The sequence below is a fragment of the Actinoplanes sp. GCM10030250 genome (genome assembly GCF_042666575.1).
Lineage (GTDB): Bacteria > Actinomycetota > Actinomycetes > Mycobacteriales > Micromonosporaceae > Actinoplanes.
Genome location: NZ_JBHTDO010000033.1, coordinates 85853 through 104212, shown reverse-complemented (window position 1 = coordinate 104212; position 18360 = coordinate 85853). Strand labels below are relative to the sequence as shown.

The window sequence follows — 18360 nt, the reverse complement described above, 5'->3', positions numbered from 1 at the left end:
GCTCTCCTTCGTCCGATCTTGGCGCCGGTGTTGTAACTTGCCGCGCCGTCGCCGTCAATAAGACGGTGCCGCGCCGAATGCTCGTCCTCGCGCTCTCCGCGTACCTGCTCACCACGTGGGCCTGGTCCCTGCTCGCACCGCTCGCACCGTTGCTGAGCGACGCTGCCGGGCTGACCCCGTTACGGCAGGCCCTGCTGGTGGCCCTGCCGGTGATCGTCGGCACGCTCAGCAGGATCCCGGCGGGTGCGCTGAGCGACCGGTTCGGCGCCCGCACGGTGTTCCTGCTGATCATCGCGGTGACGATAGCCGCTCTGCTGATCCTGGCGACGGCGGGTCGGCGATCCCCGGCCGCTCTGCTCGCCGCCGCCGGTCTGCTGGGCGTCGCCGGCGGCACGTTCGCGGCAGCCGTACCGTTCGTCAGCGCCTGGTTCCCCAGCCGTCGCGGCCTCGCCATCGGCATCCTGGGACTGGGCCTCTGCGGCAGCGCGATCGGGGGGCTCACCGCTGTGCGGCTCGCTTCCGCGTACGGAATGACCGCTCCCTTCCTGACCACCGCGCTCGCGCTCGCCCTCCTCGGCCTGGTCGTCATCGTCGTGATGCGCGACGCCCCGCACGGAACCCGGGCCGCGACCAAGGTGGGGCACCGGCTTGCTGCCGCGCTGCGGCTCACCATCACCAGACAGGCAATTCTCTGGTACGCCGTGGGCTTCGCGATCTTCGTGACGTTCTCCACCGTCCTGCCGGTCTACCTGGGCAACGCCTACGACCTGGCACCCGCCCGCGCCGGCGACGTGATGGCCGCCTTCGTCGTCACCACCGTGCTGATGCGCCCGGTCGGCGGCTGGCTCGCCGACCGGCTCGGCCACACACGCCCGCTCGCCGTCGCGTTCGCCGCCATGGCCGTCGCCGTCACCATCCAGGCCACGACGCCACCGCTGCCGGTGCTGCTGGCCGGCGTGCTCCCGGTTGTCGCGGTCGGCATCGGTGTGTCCGGTACCGCGGTAGTGGCCCAGATCGGTGCCGTGGCCCCGGCCGAACTGGTCGGCCTGATCACCGGGGTGATCAGCGCGGCGGGCGGCGTCACCGGATTCCTCACCCCGCTGATGCTGGCGACGTCGTTCTCCCGCACCGGCGGGTACGGCCCGGCGATGGCCGTCCTGGTCGCCGGCGCGCTGCTGGCACTGACGATCTCGGTGCGCGCGCGTGTCAGCGCGCCCTCGCCGGTGTGACATCGACGCCCATCAGCGGGGTGGCGCTATGGTGACCTGGTGAGCCGACTGCGGGGGCCTGTTCTCGAAGTGATCGGGCTGCTGCTGTGGTTCTTCCTCTTCACCCGCGCCCATGTGGCAGTCGGCCGGGGCGTCGGTGCTCGTGCCGATGCCAACGCGCTGACCTTGCAGTCCGTGGAACGAGCTCTGCACCTGGACATCGAGCTTGCCGCGAACTCGTGGCTCGTCGCGCACCCGTTCCTGATCCCGCCGTCGGTGTACTACTACCGCCTGTACTACATCCCGATCATCGGCGCGCTGGTCTGGATCTACCTCCGGCGTGCTGATGTCTACGCCCACGTCCGCCGGGTGCTGCTGGCGATGACGGCCCTCGCTTTGCCGATCTTCTTGGCGGTGCCGATGTCACCCCCGCGCACCGCCCTGCCCGGCATGGTCGACATCATCGCCGAACACGACATCGTGAGGCCCCCGAGCGACCAGAACGTCTATTCCGCCATGCCCAGCCTGCACGTGGGGTTCTCGGCGTGGTGCGCGTACGCGTTGTGGGCCGCCCTCCGGACCTCCCACCCGCGGCTGGCGCTGGTCCCGTGGCTGTTCCCGCTCGGCATGGTGGCGGACGTACTGATCACGGCCAACCACTATGTACTCGACATCGCCGGAAGCGCGGCCCTGCTCCTCGCCTCGATCGCCGTCGCCGTCCTCCTCAACCGCATTCGCCCCCGCGCCCTCGCCGCCCGCTGAGTGATCGAACGTAGCTGGCTCTCAGCGGGGTCTTGCGGCGTTCGAGGCACCGCTCACGTCCAGCTGGCGCTCAGGGGTGTGTTGCGGCGTTGGAGGCACTGCTCACGTCCAGCTGGCGCTCAGGGGTGTTCCGGGCGTTCGAGGCACCGCTCACGTCCAGCTGGTTGGTTCGGCTGGCTCTCAGAGGTGTCTCGGGGCGGTGGTCAGTTTGTGGGGCTCGGGCTGGAGTGGATCTTCTGGCACTCCGCAACGGTGGTGCACAGGTAGACGACCTCCTGAACGCCCGGCAGCGCCTCCAGCTCCTCACCGGCCGCGCCGTCGCGGATCTCGCGGGCGGTGGCCGCGTCCTTCACCTTGAGCTTGAACGACTCCGGCAGGGAGTCCTCGTTGATGGACTCGACGAACTCCTCGTCGTCGGCCCAGATCTCCTTGGCCTTCTCGTAGGCCGCCGCTTTGTCCTGGAAGCTGATCTCGGTGACGCCGGGCTGCGCCTCGAGCCAGGCACGCACGCCGGACCTCTGCTGCACGGTCGCCTCGCTGTCCAGGAAAACCGAGAAGCCGGCGTTCTCGTCGAGGGCCTTCTCGACCTTCTCCTCGGGAGAATCCTGGAACGGGATGCAGCCGGCCGCGGCCACCACGGCGAACAGCGCCACGAGAATGACCTTCAACAGTCGCATGGCAGAGAACGGTAGCCGCAGAAGATGATCTCCTACATCCGAGGCGGCGAATGTTCCGCGCCCGTTCGCCCGTTCGCCCGTTCGTCCCGTAGCCCGGCCCGGCTGGCTGTCAGGGGTGTCTGGCGCCCTCCGAGGCACCTCTTACGGCCAGCTGGTTGGTCGGGCTGGCTGTCAGGGGGGTCTGGCGGCCTTCGGGACACCTCTCACGGCCAGCTGGTTGGGCGGGCTGGGCGTGAGAGGTGTCCCGCGGCGGGATTTCTAGCGGACGAAGCGTTCCCGGCGGACTGTTGGGCGGCGGCCCCGGATGGTGCTGCGCTGCATGGCCTCGATGACCATCTCGGCGGCTGGTTCGGGGACTTCCACCAGGGAGAACCGGTCGGTGATCTGGATCGCCCCGATCTCGCGGGCGCTGATGCCGGATTCGCCGGCGATGGCGCCCACCAGGTCCTGCGGGCGGATTCCGGCGCGCCTGCCGATGCCGAAGAACAGGCGGGCCACCCCGGCCTGGTCGCGCTTGCCGCCGCCCGGGCGGTTGTCACGGTCCCGGGGGTCCCGGTCGCGGGGGTCACGGTCCCGGGAGTTGCGGCTCGGGGGCGCCGGCGAGGGGATCTCGTCCTCCTCGCGGTCGCCGCCGGCCGCCTCGTGCAGCAGCTTCACGGCGGCGAGGGCGATGTTCTCGACGTCGAACTCGTCGGTCAGGGAGTCGATGACCACCCGGAACCGCTCGAGGTCGTCGGTTTCGAGGCTGGCCTGCAACGACGTACGGGTGACCTCCAGCCGCCGGGCCCGCAGGTCGGTGACCGTCGGAAGCTTCTCCAGGGTGATCCGCTGGCCGGTGAGCCGCTCGATCGCCTTGAGCATGCGCTGCTCGCGCGGCTCCGCGAGGGTGATGGCCGAGCCCTCACGACCGGCCCGTCCGACCCGGCCGATGCGGTGCACGTACGCCTCGGGCGCCACCGGCACGTTGAAGTTGATGACGTGCGTCAACTGCTCCACGTCGAGGCCACGGGCCGCCACGTCGGTGGCGACCAGCAGTTCGGTGCTCCCGGCGCGCAGCCGCCCCATCACCCGGTCGCGCTGGTCCTGGCTCATCCCGCCGTGCAGGGCCTCCGCCCGGTACCCGCGCCCGTTGAGGGTCTCGGTGACCTGGTCGACCTCTTCTCGGGTGCGGCAGAAGACGATCGCCGCCGTCGGCGCTTCCACGTCGAGGATCCGCCCGAGGGCGGCCGACCGGTGCGCCCGGGCGACGATGTAGGCGCTCTGCCTGACCAGCGGGATCTCGCCCGGCTCGACACCCTTGCGGCCCATCGTGATCCGCACCGGTTCGCGCAGGTGGCGGCGGGCGATGCTGTCGATGCGGGGCGGCATGGTCGCGGAGAACAGGACCGTCTGCCGGGTGTCCGGCGTCTCGGCCAGGATCGCCTCGATGTCCTCGGCGAAGCCCATGTCCAGCATCTCATCGGCCTCGTCGAGCACGACAGTGCGCACATCGCTGAGCCGCAGCGTGGCCCGCTCGATGTGGTCCAGCACCCGTCCCGGTGTCCCGACGACGACGTCCACACCACGATGCAGCGCCTGCAACTGCCGCCCGATCGGCTGTCCGCCGTAGACCGGAAGCACCCGCACACCGAGGTCACGGCCGTACCGGTGGACGGCCTGGGACACCTGCTCGGCGAGTTCGCGGGTGGGCACGAGAACGAGCGCCATCGGCCCGGCGTCCTTCGCCGCGGGGACCAGCCCCTGGAGCAGCGGCAACGCGAACGCGGCCGTCTTACCGGTGCCGGTGGCCGCCTGCCCGACCAGGTCGTTGCCGGCAATCAGCGGCGGGATCGCCTCCTGCTGGATCGGCGTGGGCTCCTCGTAGCCGAGGTTGGTCAAAGCACGGAGCAGTTCCGCCCGCAACCCCAGCCCGGCGAACCCCGCGTCGGGCTCGAACGGATCGTTTTCCATGGTGACAACCATATGAGAAGTCCCGGACGCCGCGACTCACGGGGCGTGCGAGCGTGTGCTTGATCTCGCACCGCGACATTCCGGTCCCGCCGTGGGGGAGGTGTCCTGAGCAGCTGTGAGATGGTGGTTCATGGCGGCCGACGATCTTGCGTGAAGGATCTCAGCGGGAGGTCCGCTCGCGGACGGTGGTCAGCAGGAGGCGCAAAGAGGCGGTGTCGGGGTGATCCGCGCCGAGCAGCCGTTCGCTGTCGGCGGCGGTCCGCTCCGCCAGGGCGACGCCGTCAGCAGTGCGGCCGGTCATCAGGTAGGCGACCGCAATAACGGCACGTGTCTGGATCAGGTTCGGGTGATCCGGCCCGAACAGGGTTTCTACGTCGTCGGCGACCTGTTGCCCTACGGCGATCGCGCGTTCCGGGTCGCCGCATTGCAGATAGGCCCTGGCGAAGAGGCTGCCGGCCGTGAGGGTGAGCGGATGACGGGGACCGAGCAGCCGTTTCGCGTCGAGGCTCACGCGCTCGGTCAGCGTGACGGCGGCCTCGGCCTGCCCCGCGTTCAGATAGGCGGCAGCGAGATTGCCGCGCGCGGTCAGAGTCTCCGGGTGTTCCGGGCCGAGAGCTCGTTCGGTGTCGGTGGCGACCTCTTGGCTGAGGGTCACGGCTTCGGCCACCTGGCCGGTGTACATGTGCGAGACGGCCACGTAACTGCGGGCGATCAGCGTGGTCGGGTGGTGCCGGCCTAGCAGCTCGCTCAGCCCGGCGGCCGCTTCCGTCTGCATCCTGATGGCTTCGTCCCATCGCCCGGCCAGTAGATAGAGCGACGCGAGCATGCTGCGCGCTTTGAGCGTCTCCAGGTCGGCGGGGCCCAACTGCTGTTCGAAATCGGTCACCGCCTGTTCCTCGATGGCGATTGCCTCGTGGACACGGCCGGCGTCCCGGTAGGCGATCGCGAGGTCGGTCCGCGACGTGAGCGTCATCCAGGCGGTGGGCCCTTCCGTCCGCCCGAATGCGGCAACCACCTGTTCCAGCAGCGTGATGGCCTCCGCGGTACGGCCCGCATTCCGGTAGGTCACGGCGAGGTGGAGCCGGGCGGTGATGGCGGGAACATGCTCCGGGTCCGACACCCGGTCCCAGCCGGCGGCAGCCCGCTCGCCGATCACAGTGGCTTCGCCCGTACGCCCGCACCGGCACAGAGAGACCGCCAGGCGCATCTGAGCGGTGAGGGTGTCGGTATGGTCGGGGCCGAGAAGGCGCTCTGCCTGCTCGGTCAGCGTCTGCCAATAGCTTGCCGACGCCTCGTACAGACCCTCGGTGAGCAGGCTGTCGCCGGCCTTGTTGAGCACTGGGTGATACTCCGGGTTCCACAGCGTGTCACCGGCGATTCCCCGGACAACCGCGACGCTCGCCCGCAACGCCTCGGTCGTGGCGGTGGGCAAGCGGTTGTCCTCCGGCCAGGCAGCGAGGAGTGCGTCCGCCGCGGCATTCGCCGCGAGGAACGGGTCGGTCAACTCACGGGCCGCCCGTGCGGTCAGGGCATGCATGCGTACGCCGCGCGGCCCGGACTGTGCCGCATGGTTCAGCAGGCCGTAGCGGTGCAGCAGCCGGAGAGCTTTGCGGGCCTGATCGGCGGTGACCGGCTCTAAGGGCGCACGGTCCCGGTGGGCGGTCAAATATGCGAGGACGGCATCGGTGGACCACAGGCTCTCGGGGTGACCGTGCGGGTCGAGCACCGCGGCCAGGGCGAGGGCGGGGCGGGCCAGCCCGGCCGGATCCGCGGCCGCTGCCGCGTCCAGCGCGAGCAGCAGCGCCACCGCGACCGGGCGGCCGTAGTCGTCGGCGTCGAACGGCATCAGGTCGTGCAGCCGGTGCAGGCCGGAGTCGAACCGGGTCAGGTAGCTGCTGCCCGTCTCGTCCTCGTTGATCAGGTACGCCGCCGCATGGGACAACGCGAGCGGGAGATGACCGAGGGTCGCTGCCAGCTGGGCCGTCGTCCCGTCGAGCAGACGTGACTTGCCCGCGATGCCGAGCCGTTCGGTCAGGTAGGCGCAGGACTCGGCGGGCCGGTAGACGTCGATGTCGACGGTGACGCGGCCGGAGCCGGCCAGGGTCGCGTCCCGCAGCCGGGTCGTGGCCAGGGTCCAGCCGGTGGCGGTGCGGTGCGGCGGCCACCAGCGCGTCAGGTGCGCCGGGTCGGTGATGTCGTCGAGAACGATCAGCCAGCGACGCTCGGTGACGGACAGCCATTCCAGCAGACAACGGGCGTCGGCGAACACATCGGTACCGGTGAACCCGGGTGCCTGCACACGGTGCGCCGCCTGGGCGTACGCCGAGACGATCTCCTCCTGCGATCGCGCGCCGGCCCAGATGACCAGATCAGCGGCCGGGCCGGCGGCTCCGCCGTCAGCGGCCGGGCCGGCGGCTCCGCCGTCAGCCGCCTCGTGAGCGAACCAGGCAGCGACCTGCGACTTACCCACCCCGCCGCCTCCGGACAGGACCCGGACCCGCGACGCGGGTTCGGGCTGGACCAGCACCACAGCGACGCCGTGCTCGCGGGCCGTCCGAATTTGATCGCGTACTCCGGTGCGCGGCTGGAACGCCGAGGCCAGTTCCGGTACCGAACCGACCCGGACCGGCCAGCGCACCGGGATCGGCGGGGCCGTCGTCGTGTAGTGCGTGGTGATCGGCGCGTTGACGTCCCCGCCGACCGCGACCGCGGCGGTTCCTGAGGCCCGCACGCTCGGAGTCGCGCCGGAGGGCTGATTGCTCGGGAGCCTATCGGGGCGCAACGCCATCCGAATCCTCGCGAGTCACGGATGTACGGATCGGCGCGTGGTTGCTGCCGCCGAGCGCCACCGAGCCGGCCCCGCCGGCGATCACTTCACCGGACGGTGCGCGCCGTCCGGTGTTCTCATCCTGGATGCGGTGGACGCTTGTGCTGATCTCAGCGGTGCTCTCACCGCCGACCGCGACCGAGCCGGCACCCGCGGCATCCACCGAGGAGCCCGAAGAGCCCGAAGAGCCCGAGGAGCCCGAGGAGGACGTTGCGGCGGACGGTGTCAGCCGGAACGGCTCGGGACCTGCCCGGGGCAACAGATAGGGAGCGCCCAAGGCGGCCAGAGCGACGACCGCACCGATCGCGCTCGCCGTCTTGTCGGCCTCCTCCAGCCCGGCTGCGACGAGGTAGAGCACCAGCCCTGCCAGTACGGCGAGAAATACCGCCCGGCCCGCCCAGATCCACCGCTCGTTGTGCCGCGGCATCACCATCTCCCTCCCGGCGCCAGACCTTCCTGCGCGGATGGCAGGGCCAGTCTAGGAATCAGGCGGCAAATCCGGGCGATCCGGTCACCCGTTCGGGGAGAACCAGTCCGGCGGCCGCCGGTGCCGAAAGCGAGGCCTGCTCACACGCACGGGGTGGCAGCACGTCGAGGGGCGTGATTGTATCGGGGCCGGTTCGGCCGCTGGTCTGCTGTGGATGTTCGGTGGCCGATGGCCGTGCCTCATGTCCCTCGAGCGAAGGAAATGCATGCGGACCAGGTTGTTGACTGCGGGTGCGATGGCGGGTGCAGTGCTGATCGGGCTGCCGGCGGCGGCGTATGCGGCGCCCGGTGGGTTCGGTACCGACGGGAAGATCACTACTGACTTCGCGGACTCGGCTGACCAGATCAACGCGCTGGTGACGCAGACCGGCGGGTTCGTTGCCGCCGGTGCGGCTGGGAGGAGCACTGACAACGGGGGAACCGTCACCGACTTCGGGCTGGCCCGCTACGACAGCCGGGGACGGCTGGTCGCCGGGTTCGGGACCGGCGGCAAGGTCACCACTGACTTCTTCGACGGTACGGACCGGGTCAACGCGCTCGTCGCCCTGCCCGGCGGCAAGCTCGTCGCCGGGGGTGAGGCGTTCCAGCCCAGCGGCGACGACCCGGAGTTCGCGCTCGCCCGGTACAACGCGAACGGCACGCTGGACGCCGGCTTCGGTACGGGCGGGAAGGTGACCACCGGGTTCGGCGGGCACGACGTGGCGGAGGATCTGGTCCGGCAGCCCGACGGCAAGCTGCTCGCCGTGGGGTACACGATCGCGGTGGACACGTACGTGACCAGCGTCGCGGTGGCCCGGTTCCTGGCTGACGGCACCCTCGACGAGAGCTTCGGTGACGGTGGCAAGGTCGTCACGGAGTTCGGCGGGGGAGCCGAGGCCATGTCGGCCGTGCTCCAGGCCGACGGCAAGCTGGTGGTCGCCGGCGACAGCTCGGGCGTCGGCTACGACTTCTGGCTGGCCCGGTACAACACCGACGGCACCCTCGACACCAGCTTCGGCGACGGTGGCCAGGTGACCACCGACTTCGGTGACACCACCGACCGGGCCCTCGATCTGGCGATCCAGGCCGACGGCAAGCTGGTCGCGGTCGGCGAGGTCATCACCGAGGAGACGACCGACTTCGCGCTGGCCCGGTACAACACCAACGGCACGCTGGACACCGGCTTCGGCGCGGGCGGGCGGGTGGTCACCGACATCAACGGCGGCGCCGACCAGGCGCGAGCGGTGACGGTACGAGGTAACCGGCTCATCGTTGGCGGATCCGCGACCGGGAGCGGGTCGTACGACTTCGCGGTGGCCGTCTACCGGCTGAACGGTTCGCTGGACACCTCGCTCGGCGACGGTGGCAAGGCCGTCACCGACTTCGCGGGCAACGTTGACGAGATCAACGACGTGGTGGTGCAGTCCGACGGCACGCTGCTGGCCGGCGGTGTCGCCTACGGGCCGTCGCTGGAGATGACCGACACGGACTTCGCGGTCGCCCGGTACCGGCGGTAGTCCCGATCTGATCGGCGGCCGGCCCCCGGCGGGGGTCGGTCGCTGTCCGGAGGAAGCGAGCACGTAGGCGTACAGAAATAAGGTTTTAAGTGATCTTTAGGTGAGCTGAAGGCGCACCGGCGCACGGTGTCGGCATGAACAACGAGCCCACCGGCCTTCTCCTGGCCCACCGCGCCATGCTGCGCGACCTCGACCGCTGCGCCGCCCTCGCCGCCAGTCTCGCCGCCGGTTTCGCGGTGAACAGCCACAAGCTGGACCGCAAGCGCGCCGCGGCCATCGCCGATTACCTCACCGATTTCTGCGAGAGCATCCACCACCATCACGAGGCCGAGGACAAGGTGCTGTGGCCGGTGCTGGAGCGCGCGGCAGGTGCGCACGTCGACCTGACCGAACTCACCGACGACCACGCCGTTCTCGACCCCAAGCTGGCCAGAATCCGGGCCGGCGCGGCAGCCCTGAAGTCGGTGCACACGGTGTCGCCCGAGTTGGCCGCCGACCTGGCCGATCTGCGGGACACCCTGCACGAGCACATCGCCGACGAGGAACGCACGATCGTGCCGCTGATCAAGCAGTACGTGTCGGACGAGGAGTGGAACCGGGTCGAGGCCGAGATCCGCGGGCGGGGCGCGAAGATGAGCTTCGAGGTGCCCCGGATCCTCGCCGTGAGCACCCCGGACGAGCTGGCCGAGGCGCGCAGGGAGGGCGGCATCCCGATCGCCCTGATGATCAAACTGATGCCGCTGCCGTTCCGCCGCCGGGAGGCTCGGGTGTTCGGAGTCGCGCGGTGAGCTCGGCCGCGGATCGGGCGTAGGCCGGGTCGCCGGACAGGGCGTGCAGGGCCGCGTCGACCGGCCCGGCGTAGAGCGTGCCCGAGTCGAGCCCGGCGATCCGGCCGGCGAACGGCAGGAGTTCGGCGAAGACCTGTTCGCCGGTCTCCCGGTCGCCGAGCCGGGCCGCCGCGTGCCCGCGCAGCGTGGTGAAGCCGAGCCAGTAGTAGTTGCGGTCGATCGGCAGACGGCCGGCCCAGACCTGCCGCGCCTGGTCGGGCAGGCCCGCGTCGAGCAGGGCCAGGACCAGCGGATCGGTGACCCGGCCCGGGTACGCGGCCTCGACCGCGACCAGCTCCTCGCGCAGGTGGGCGAGGTCGCCCCGGACCATTGAGCCGTTTTCAACGTGGCGAGGGCCTGGGCTGCCGGCGCCGGACAACGGCCCGGCGGCTTCGGGCCCGATGTCAGGTTGAAAATTGCTCATCGCCGCACCGATCCGGCCGACGGTGGCCATCGCGGCGCCGTTGAGCGCGCCGTGCTCGGCCAGCCGGCGGCTGACCTCGGCGTAGCGGTCCAGGGCCTCGCCGACGCGGCCGGCCAGCAGTTCGAGCAGCGCCGTGAAGATGCCCACGACGGCGAGCAGGCCGCTGAGCTGCCCGGTTGTCGAGCGGGCCACGGCCAACCCCATCTCGGCGCGCGCACCGGCCAGGTCGGTACGCGCCGCCGAGTCGAGGAACAACAGCCAGTGCGCGACGGCCTCGTGGTCGATCTGGCCCGCTGCTGCGGCGACGGTCAGATACTCCTCGGCGACGTTGCGGCGCTCCTCGCGCAGGTCGGGGCCGAGAGCCGCATAGGCCCGCACGTTGAGCGCCGCACACAGCAGGCGGGCGTCGTCCACGCCGCGGGCCAGCGCCAGGGCCTCGGCGCTGACCTGCTGCCCCTCGGCCTCGTCGTAGCCCTCCAGCTCACGGAAGAGCGCCAGCAGGAGCCGTACCCGGGTGTCGTCCGCAAGGTCACCGGCAAGGTGCCGGCGGATCGCGGTGATCGCCGGGTGTGACGGTTCGCGGCCGTCGCGGGTGGTCCAGATCAGCGGCGCGTCCCAGGCGGTGAGCACGGCGATGTCGTCGTGCCCGGCCAGCGCGTCCAGGTAGATGGCCCGGGCCCGGATCACGTCGCCGGCCCGGGCGTGCGCGGTCACCGCCGACGCCAGCAGCTCGGCCGCGGAGCCGGTCGCCCGGGTGCCCGCCAGCGCGTGCAGACGTAACGCCTCCCGCCATTGGGCGGCGGCCTCCCGCCACGATCCGGCCTGCTCCGCGGCGTGGGCGGCGGCCACCGGATAGCGGATCGCCTCCTGCGCGGTTGCCGGGCCGGCGGCGGCGCAGGCATGCCGGGCGAGCGTCGGCGCGTCCGCGTGATCGGCGAGCACGGCCAGCGCCCGGGAGTGCAGCCGGGCCCGGCGCAGCAGCGGGGTGTCGTCGTAGAGGGTGTCGCGGACCAGCGCGTGGGTGAAACGGACCCGGCCGGGCGCGGGCTCGTCGAGCAGACCGGCCAGCACGGCGGCCTCGAGGTAGTCGAGCAGGTCGTCGGGGTCGCGCCCGGCGATGCCGGCCAGCACGTCGAGGTCGGCCTCACGGCCGAGCACCGCCACCTGACGAAGGGTCATGGCCACCGGGTCGGGCAGCCGGGCGACTCTGCGGCGCAGGACTTCGCGTACGCCTGCGGGCACAGCGCTGTCCGCCGCGCCGGTGCCCTCGGCGGCGATCAGACGGGCCAGTTCCCGGACGAACAGTGGGTTCCCGCCGGTGCGCTCCGCGACCATGGCGAGCAGCTCCGGGCCGGCCTCGTCGAGCCCGTGCTGCCGGGCCAGGGCCGCCACGGCGGGGGAGTCGAGGCCGCGCAGCACGAGGTGGGCGGCTGTCGAGCCGAGCAGCGCGCCGACCGTCGCCTCGAGTTCGTCGCCGCTGTCGTCGCCGCTCTCGCCGGTGCGGTAGGTGACCAGGATCAGGACCGGGTACTCGGCGAGCAGCGCGACGACCTGCCGCAGCAGTTGCAGGGTGAGGTCGTCAGCGCGGTGGACGTCGTCGAGCAGGACGACCGTACGGCCGGTGCCGAGCGAGGCGGCGATGGTGCGGCCGAGTTCGAACGGGTTCGGCGAGCCGGTCGTCCGCACCTGCGACCCGAGGGCTTCGGACCAGGCCCAGCCGGGAGGGGCGCCGGCCACCTCGGGGCAGCGCCCGCGGCGGCCGTGCCAGCCGTCGCCGGTCAGCGCTGCCACGGCGGCCTCGGCGAGGGTGGTCTTGCCGGCGCCGGCGTCACCGCCGATCAGCACGATCCGGGCGCCGTGCCGGGTGACCTCGCCGGCCGCCGCGGTGATGGCGGCCAGTTCGGTCTCGCGGCCCAGGGTGGCCGGTGACTCGCGGCGGAGCAGGATCGGCTCCGGGCGTGCGGCGGGTGCGTCCAGGTCCGGTGCCTGGGCCAGGATGTCGGCCTCCATGGCGCGCAGCACCGGACCGGGGTCGACGCCGAGCTCGTCGGCGAGGTGATCGCGGGTGCGGCGCAGCGCGGCCAGGGCGTCACCCTGGCGGCCACAGCGGTACAGGGCGAGGGCCAGCAGCCGTACGGCGCCCTCGCGGCCCGGGTTGTCGTGCAGGTGCCGCTCCAGTTCGGCGACGACGGCGGCGGGGCGGCCGAGCGCTAGCTGCGCCTCGGCCCGGGATTCGACGGCCAGCAGGCGCAGTTCGGCTAGGCGGGCGATTTCGGGTACGGCCCACGGCTCGTCGGCTACCTCGGCGTACGCATCGCCCTGCCAGCAGCCCAGAGCCTCGTCCAGCAGGCGCAACTGCTCGGCTGGTCCGGTTCCCGCCGCGCGGCGAACCGAGCCGTCTTCGGTTCCCGCCGCGCGGTGAACCGAGCCGTCTTCGGTTCCTGCCGCGCGGCGGACCAGGTCGTCGAAGTGCCACGCGTCGACCTCGGACGCGGGGAGCCGGAGGGCGTATCCGGGAGGGGCGCTGATCAGCACCGACGCGGGGGTGCGGCGGAGCCGGCCGGGCTCGAGCGCGCGGCGCAGGTGTGAGACGTGGACCTGGAGTGTGGCGAGGGCCCGGGCCGGCACGTCGGCGCCGCCCCACAGGTCGTCGACGATCCGGTCGGTCGAGACGACGGCACCGCCGGCGACAGCGAGCCGGGCGAGCACCGCCCGCTGCCGGGGCCCGCCCAGGTCGGCGGGGGCGCCCTGCACGGTGACGCGCAGGGGACCGAGAACGGAGAGGAACACGGTGCTCTTTCTGCAGGTGGCGCTGGTCGCCTCACCGACGGTACCGGTCGGCCGGGCACGAGGCGGCCCTCCGAACGGCGGATTATCTCGGCTTATCTCGGCGCGGTGAAGGCGGTGACACCCATGTCGGCGGCCACGGCCACGGCGGCGTCGTCCGCTGCCCGGTTGAGCGCCTCGACTGCTCGGTGCTGAGCGGGCGGCGCGATCACCGTACGCCTGGGTCGTTTGCCCTCAGGCGTCTCGACCAGCCTGACCACCGCGTCGGAGACCTCGCGCGGATCCCCGATGGTCTCCTCCGCGCGGCCGGAAATGGCCGCGACATAACCGCCGAATGCGCTGCCGTAGGGCGCCAGCCGGTCCTGATCAGCCGGCATGGTGGCGTTGACGCCGATGTTGGTGGGGTAGGAGGCCGCGTCCAGAATGACCGACTCCACCCCGAACGGGGCCAGTTCGTCGTGCCAGGCCTCGGTCAGCGCCGCCAGCGCGGCCTTGCTCGCCGCATAGAGGCCGCTGAACGGCACCGTCACCCGCGCCGCGACCGAGCCGATCTGGATGAGCGCGCCGCTGCCCTGCTCGCGCAGCTGCGGCAGGGCCGCCCGGTTCACCCGCAGCGCGCCGAGCACGTTCACGTCGAACTGCCGCCGCACCTCCTCCGCGGTGAACGGCTCGACCGGGCCGACGAAGATCCCGCCGGCGTTGTTGACGATCACGTCGATGCGTCCGGCCGCTTCCACCGCCGCACCGACCGCCCGGTCCGCGGACGCCTGGTCGGTGATGTCGAGCTCGACGACCCGCAGGTCGACACCCTCGGCCGAGGCGAGTGCGGTCAGTTCGGCGGCAGCCTTCCTGTTGCGGCCGGTCACGTCGCGCAGGCCGGCGAAGACCCGGTGGCCCCGCCTGGCCAGGGACTCGGCCGTCAGCCGGCCGAAACCGGTGCTCGCCCCGGTCACCAGCACCACACGGATGTCGCTCATCTGGAGCCTCCTCAACTAAACGGGGTGACCCCCCATTTTCCGTTCCGAGGCTATCTGGGGTGGCCCCCCATTTGTCAACCGTCTACGATTCGGGGCATGCGGTCGGACGCGCGACGCAACTACGAACGGATCCTGGCCGCCGCCGTCGCCGAGGTGGCCCGCTCCGGCGCGGACGCCTCGCTGGAGAAGATCGCCCGCGACGCCGTGGTCGGCTCGGCCACCCTGCACCGCCATTTCCCGACCCGTCAGGCCCTGCTGGAGGCGGTCTTCCACGACCGGGTCGAGGGTCTCTGCGCGCAGGCGCGCGAGCTTGCCGGATCCGCCGATCCGGGGCGGGCGTTCGCCGACTGGCTCCGGGCCGTCGCGACCTACGGCGCCACCACGCGGGGCCTCGCCGCGTCGCTGCTCGCGTCGGGCCGCGGGCCGGTGCCGGCCGCGTCGAGCACGTGCGAGGCGATGCTGCGCGACGCCGGCGGCAAGCTGCTGGGCCTGGCGCAGGACGCCGGCGCCGTGCGGCCTGAGGCCGCCATCGACGACCTGCTCATGATGGCCAACGCGGTGTCGCTGGCCACCGAGGACGGCCAGGAGGCCGCGCGGCTGGTCACCCTTGCGATCGAAGGCATCGGTACGGGTGGACTAGGTATACCTAGGCCGTCACAGCACCCTGTCTAAGGCTCCCTGACCAGCGAAGATAGGTCAGTGCTTCCGATGTGGCAGGTCCGGCGTCAACCGAGGATGGATACATCACCGGATGACGAAATCGCCGATGGCTCATCGGCGGAGGACAAGGGGACAGATCATGTTGATGCACCCGGACATGTTGCTGGCACTGGAGAACGACCGTCGCCGGCAGTTGATCGCCGAAGCGGACCGGGGACGCCTGCTCGCGGCCGCACGCCGGTTCCGCTTCCGCAGGGCGGCGAAAGGCACAGCGGTCCGCGGACAGCCCACCGGTAGCCTGGCGTCGTGCGAACCCTCCGCGGCGGTGCCGGCCCGGTGATGATCGGGCGGGAGAGCGAGCTGCGCCGGTTGACGCAGCTCGCTTCGTCGCGTGAGCCGGCCGTCGCGATCATCGCGGGGGAGCCGGGCATCGGGAAGACCCGGCTGGTGCACGAGCTGCTGACCGTCCTGCCGGCGGAGACCGTGGTGCTCGTCGGCCAGGCCGAACCGGGGTCTCTCTCCCGGCCGTACGAGGTGCTCCTCGACGCCATCGACGGCCGCCCGGAAGTCGACGAGGAACAGCTCGCCGCCCTCGCCGACCCGCGGCGCAGCCCGGTCGAGCGCCTGCACACCGGCCTCGCCATCGTGTCCGACCTGATCGGCGACTCCCCAGCGGTCATCGTCTTCGACGACCTGCACTGGGCCGACTCGGAGAGCGCCGCCCTGTTCGAGCGGATCGCCGACCAGCGCGGGCCGCGGCTGCTCATCGGCACCTACCGCCCCGACGAGGTGACCCGCCGCCAGCCCGTGGCGAGCCTGCTGGCCCAGATGGAACGGCGGCACGCCGTCACCCACGTACGCCTCGATCGCCTGACCCCCTCGCAGACCGCGGCGTTGCTGGCGGCGGCAACCGGCGCGCCGGCGCCCCTGCGCGCCGCGACGGCCCTGCACCACCGCACCGGCGGCAACCCTTTCTTCCTGGAGGAGCTGCTGCGCGCGTTCTTCCTGGAGGAGCTGCTGCGCGCGCTTCCCGGGTACGACGTGGACGCCCTCGTCGAGCAGCCGTTGCCGTGGAGCCTCGCCGACGTGCTGCGCCGCCAGGTCGACGACCTCGACCCGGTCAGCCACCGTATCGTCGAGGCGGCCACCGTCCTCGGCCACCGCATCCTGTTCGACCTGCTCGCCGACGTCACCGGCACCGGCGAGGACGAACTCATCGCGGTGCTGCGCGACCTGGTCAGCCGGGGCGTGCTCGTCGAGTCGGGCGACGACGAGTTCGCCTTCCGGCACGCGCTGGTCCGCGAGGCGATCGCCGACCAGATGCTCGGCCGGCAGCGCCGCCGCCTGCACGAAACCGCACTGGACGTACTCCTCAGCGGCGGATCCTCCGACCCGGCGATGGTGGCCCATCACGCCCGGGGCGCCGGCCGGTACGACGACATGGTCGCCGCGGCCCGCCGCGGCGCCGCGCTCTACCTCTCCATCGGCTCCGCCTACCAGGCACTGCAACTCGCCGAGATGGGCCTCGACGAGGTCTCCGACGACATCGAATTGCTCGCCTCCGCCGCCCGCGCGGCCTGGCTCGCCGGCCTCCTCGACGACGCCCTGCGGTACGGCCGGCGCTGGCGGGACCTCGCCGGCACCTCCACCGACCGGGCCGAGTCGCTGTACCTGCTGGTCCGCATCGCCTGGGAATCCCGCGAGTTCGACGAGATGGGCGCACTCACCCACGACATCGAAACCCTCATCGCCCAGCTCCCACCGGGCGCCGACCAGGCCCGCGCGATGACCGCGATCGCCCAGTCCTCCTACCTGCTCGACGACCTCGACGTCGCCCTGCTCTGGTCCGACCGCGCCCTGGCCCTGGCTGACGAGTTCAACCTCCCCGCCGTCCGCCTCGCCGCCCTGGTCGAGAAGGGCTCCACCCTCACCGAACGCCCGCACACCGCCGCCGACGGCCGCAAAATCCTCTTCGGCCTCGTCGACGAGGCGGAGAAAGCAGGAGAGTGGGTGCTGGCCGCCCGCGCCCTCAACGCCCTGGTGCACGGCGAACCACCCACCTCCCCGGCCGAGCACGCCGAAACCCTGGAACGAATGCGGATCGACGCCGAACGAGCCGGCTTCGAATCGCTCGCCGTCGCCACCTACTTCAACGGCCGCGCCCGCCTCGCCCTGCGCGCCGGCGACCTGCAAGCAGCAATCGCCGCCCTCGAAGAAGGCCGCGACCAGGACCGCGGCTACCGCCGCCGCGGCCGCTGGGCCGACTACCACAACGTCTTCCTCGCCGGCCTCTACCTGGAAGCCGGCGAACTCGACCGCGTCGACCAGCTCATCACCGACCTCGCGGCACTCCCCAACAACCCACCCACCACCATCCCCGGCCTCACCTTCCACCTGGCCTGCCGCCGCGGCGACCTGCCCCAGGCCGAAGCCACCCTCGACGATCTCCTCACGGCGATAGCGGAACAGACCTGGCGCAGCGGCGAACAGGCCCACGACCTGATCTCCGCCGCCCTGGAGATCGGCCTACCCACCCCCCGCCTCGACCAGATGGCCACCGAACTCCTCGATGCCGACGTCTGGGACGCCTACCGAACCCTGGTGGACGCCCAACTCGCCGAAGCACACGGCCACCACGCCAAGGCACTGACCGGCTACCTGTCGATCACCGACGCCCACATCCTGAACCCGGTGACCCGCGGCACCGCCCGCGTAGGCGCCGCCCGCTGCCTCCTCACCACCAACCGCCGCGCCGAAGCAAAGGACCAGGCGGAAGCGGCGGCGGCTCTGCTGGCCCAGTGGCGCGGCTGGCGGGTGACACAGCTGGCCCAGGTCCGCGCACAACTGGGCATGGCTCCGATAGACGCGGCACCCGCGATAACCGGCCCGGCAGCGCTGACCCCACGGGAGCGCGAGGTAGCGGTGCTGATCAGCGACGGCCTCACCAACACGGAACTGGCCCGCCGCCTCTACATCTCCCCGAAGACAGCAGCCGTCCACGTCTCCAACATTCTGCGCAAACTGGGCATCTCCTCCCGCACCGAGGTAGCCAACCTCCTCACCCCCCACTGACCACCGCACAACGGACCTGGTGCCGAGCGCGCTGGTCACCCCGACGAATCTCGGCCCAGTACACAACAAATCGCCCACGTTGCGATCACGCGGAATCCCAGCCAATCTTCCACCCGTCCGGAAACGCAGCAACAACAAATTCATTCCGCCGTTCATACCTTTCCCACAGCACAGTGACCCACGCGGACACCGCCATATCCGACAACG

13 protein-coding genes are annotated in these 18360 nt (G+C 71.5%); 7 read left to right on the top strand and 6 right to left on the bottom strand.

The features are described from left to right. Positions 1–65 precede the first annotated feature (65 nt). Together ACFQV6_RS33445 and ACFQV6_RS33440 are read left to right on the top strand one after the other, a co-directional pair. Complete coding sequence (locus ACFQV6_RS33445; protein WP_378031649.1) at positions 66–1229, top strand: nitrate/nitrite transporter; 1164 nt, start codon at positions 66–68, stop codon at positions 1227–1229. Between the two features lie 39 nt (positions 1230–1268). Continuing rightward, the gene (locus ACFQV6_RS33440; protein ID WP_378031648.1) at positions 1269–1970 is read left to right on the top strand and encodes a phosphatase PAP2 family protein; all 702 of its coding nucleotides are present in this window, start codon (positions 1269–1271) and stop codon (positions 1968–1970) included. A gap of 203 nt (positions 1971–2173) precedes the next feature. On the opposite strand, the gene ACFQV6_RS33435 is transcribed toward ACFQV6_RS33440, so the two are convergent. From ACFQV6_RS33435 to ACFQV6_RS33420, 4 genes are all read right to left on the bottom strand, one after another. Continuing rightward, positions 2174–2647 (bottom strand): cell division protein FtsX, encoded by a 474-nt coding sequence (locus tag ACFQV6_RS33435; RefSeq protein WP_378031647.1) that lies wholly within the window; start codon positions 2645–2647, stop codon positions 2174–2176. A gap of 258 nt (positions 2648–2905) precedes the next feature. After that, positions 2906–4597, bottom strand: coding sequence for a DEAD/DEAH box helicase (locus ACFQV6_RS33430; RefSeq protein WP_378031646.1), 1692 nt, complete (start codon positions 4595–4597; stop codon positions 2906–2908). 160 nt (positions 4598–4757) lie between these two features. Then, positions 4758–7328 (bottom strand): tetratricopeptide repeat protein, encoded by a 2571-nt coding sequence (locus tag ACFQV6_RS33425; protein ID WP_378031645.1) that lies wholly within the window; start codon positions 7326–7328, stop codon positions 4758–4760. Positions 7329–7365: 37 nt separating this feature from the next. Then, on the bottom strand, positions 7366–7851 hold the full coding sequence (locus ACFQV6_RS33420) for a hypothetical protein (protein WP_378031644.1): 486 nt from the start codon (positions 7849–7851) through the stop codon (positions 7366–7368). A 265-nt stretch (positions 7852–8116) separates the two neighbouring features. Between ACFQV6_RS33420 and ACFQV6_RS33415 the strand changes: the two genes are divergently transcribed. Next, entirely contained in the window at positions 8117–9406 is a 1290-nt protein-coding gene (locus ACFQV6_RS33415) for a delta-60 repeat domain-containing protein (protein ID WP_378031643.1), read from the top strand. Between the two features lie 134 nt (positions 9407–9540). After that, positions 9541–10194, top strand: coding sequence for a hemerythrin domain-containing protein (locus ACFQV6_RS33410; RefSeq protein ID WP_378031642.1), 654 nt, complete (start codon positions 9541–9543; stop codon positions 10192–10194). Here the strand turns inward: ACFQV6_RS33410 and ACFQV6_RS33405 are convergent. Next, positions 10133–13447 (bottom strand): BTAD domain-containing putative transcriptional regulator, encoded by a 3315-nt coding sequence (locus ACFQV6_RS33405; protein ID WP_378031641.1) that lies wholly within the window; start codon positions 13445–13447, stop codon positions 10133–10135. The genes ACFQV6_RS33410 and ACFQV6_RS33405 overlap by 62 nt on opposite strands. Positions 13448–13539: 92 nt before the next feature. After that, on the bottom strand, positions 13540–14421 hold the full coding sequence (locus ACFQV6_RS33400; protein WP_378031640.1) for an SDR family NAD(P)-dependent oxidoreductase: 882 nt from the start codon (positions 14419–14421) through the stop codon (positions 13540–13542). 96 nt (positions 14422–14517) lie between these two features. On the opposite strand from ACFQV6_RS33400, the gene ACFQV6_RS33395 reads away from it, so the two are divergent. The 3 genes from ACFQV6_RS33395 to ACFQV6_RS33385 all read left to right on the top strand — a co-directional run bounded on the left by ACFQV6_RS33395 (position 14518) and on the right by ACFQV6_RS33385 (position 18153). After that, a complete protein-coding gene (locus ACFQV6_RS33395; protein ID WP_378031639.1) occupies positions 14518–15093 on the top strand; it encodes a TetR/AcrR family transcriptional regulator in 576 nt (191 codons plus the stop codon). A 127-nt stretch (positions 15094–15220) separates the two neighbouring features. Further along, a complete protein-coding gene (locus ACFQV6_RS33390; RefSeq protein WP_378031638.1) occupies positions 15221–15421 on the top strand; it encodes a hypothetical protein in 201 nt (66 codons plus the stop codon). Beyond that, a complete protein-coding gene (locus ACFQV6_RS33385) occupies positions 15388–18153 on the top strand; it encodes an ATP-binding protein (RefSeq protein ID WP_378031637.1) in 2766 nt (921 codons plus the stop codon). Before ACFQV6_RS33390 ends, ACFQV6_RS33385 begins: the two co-directional genes overlap by 34 nt. Positions 18154–18360: the final 207 nt, after the last annotated feature.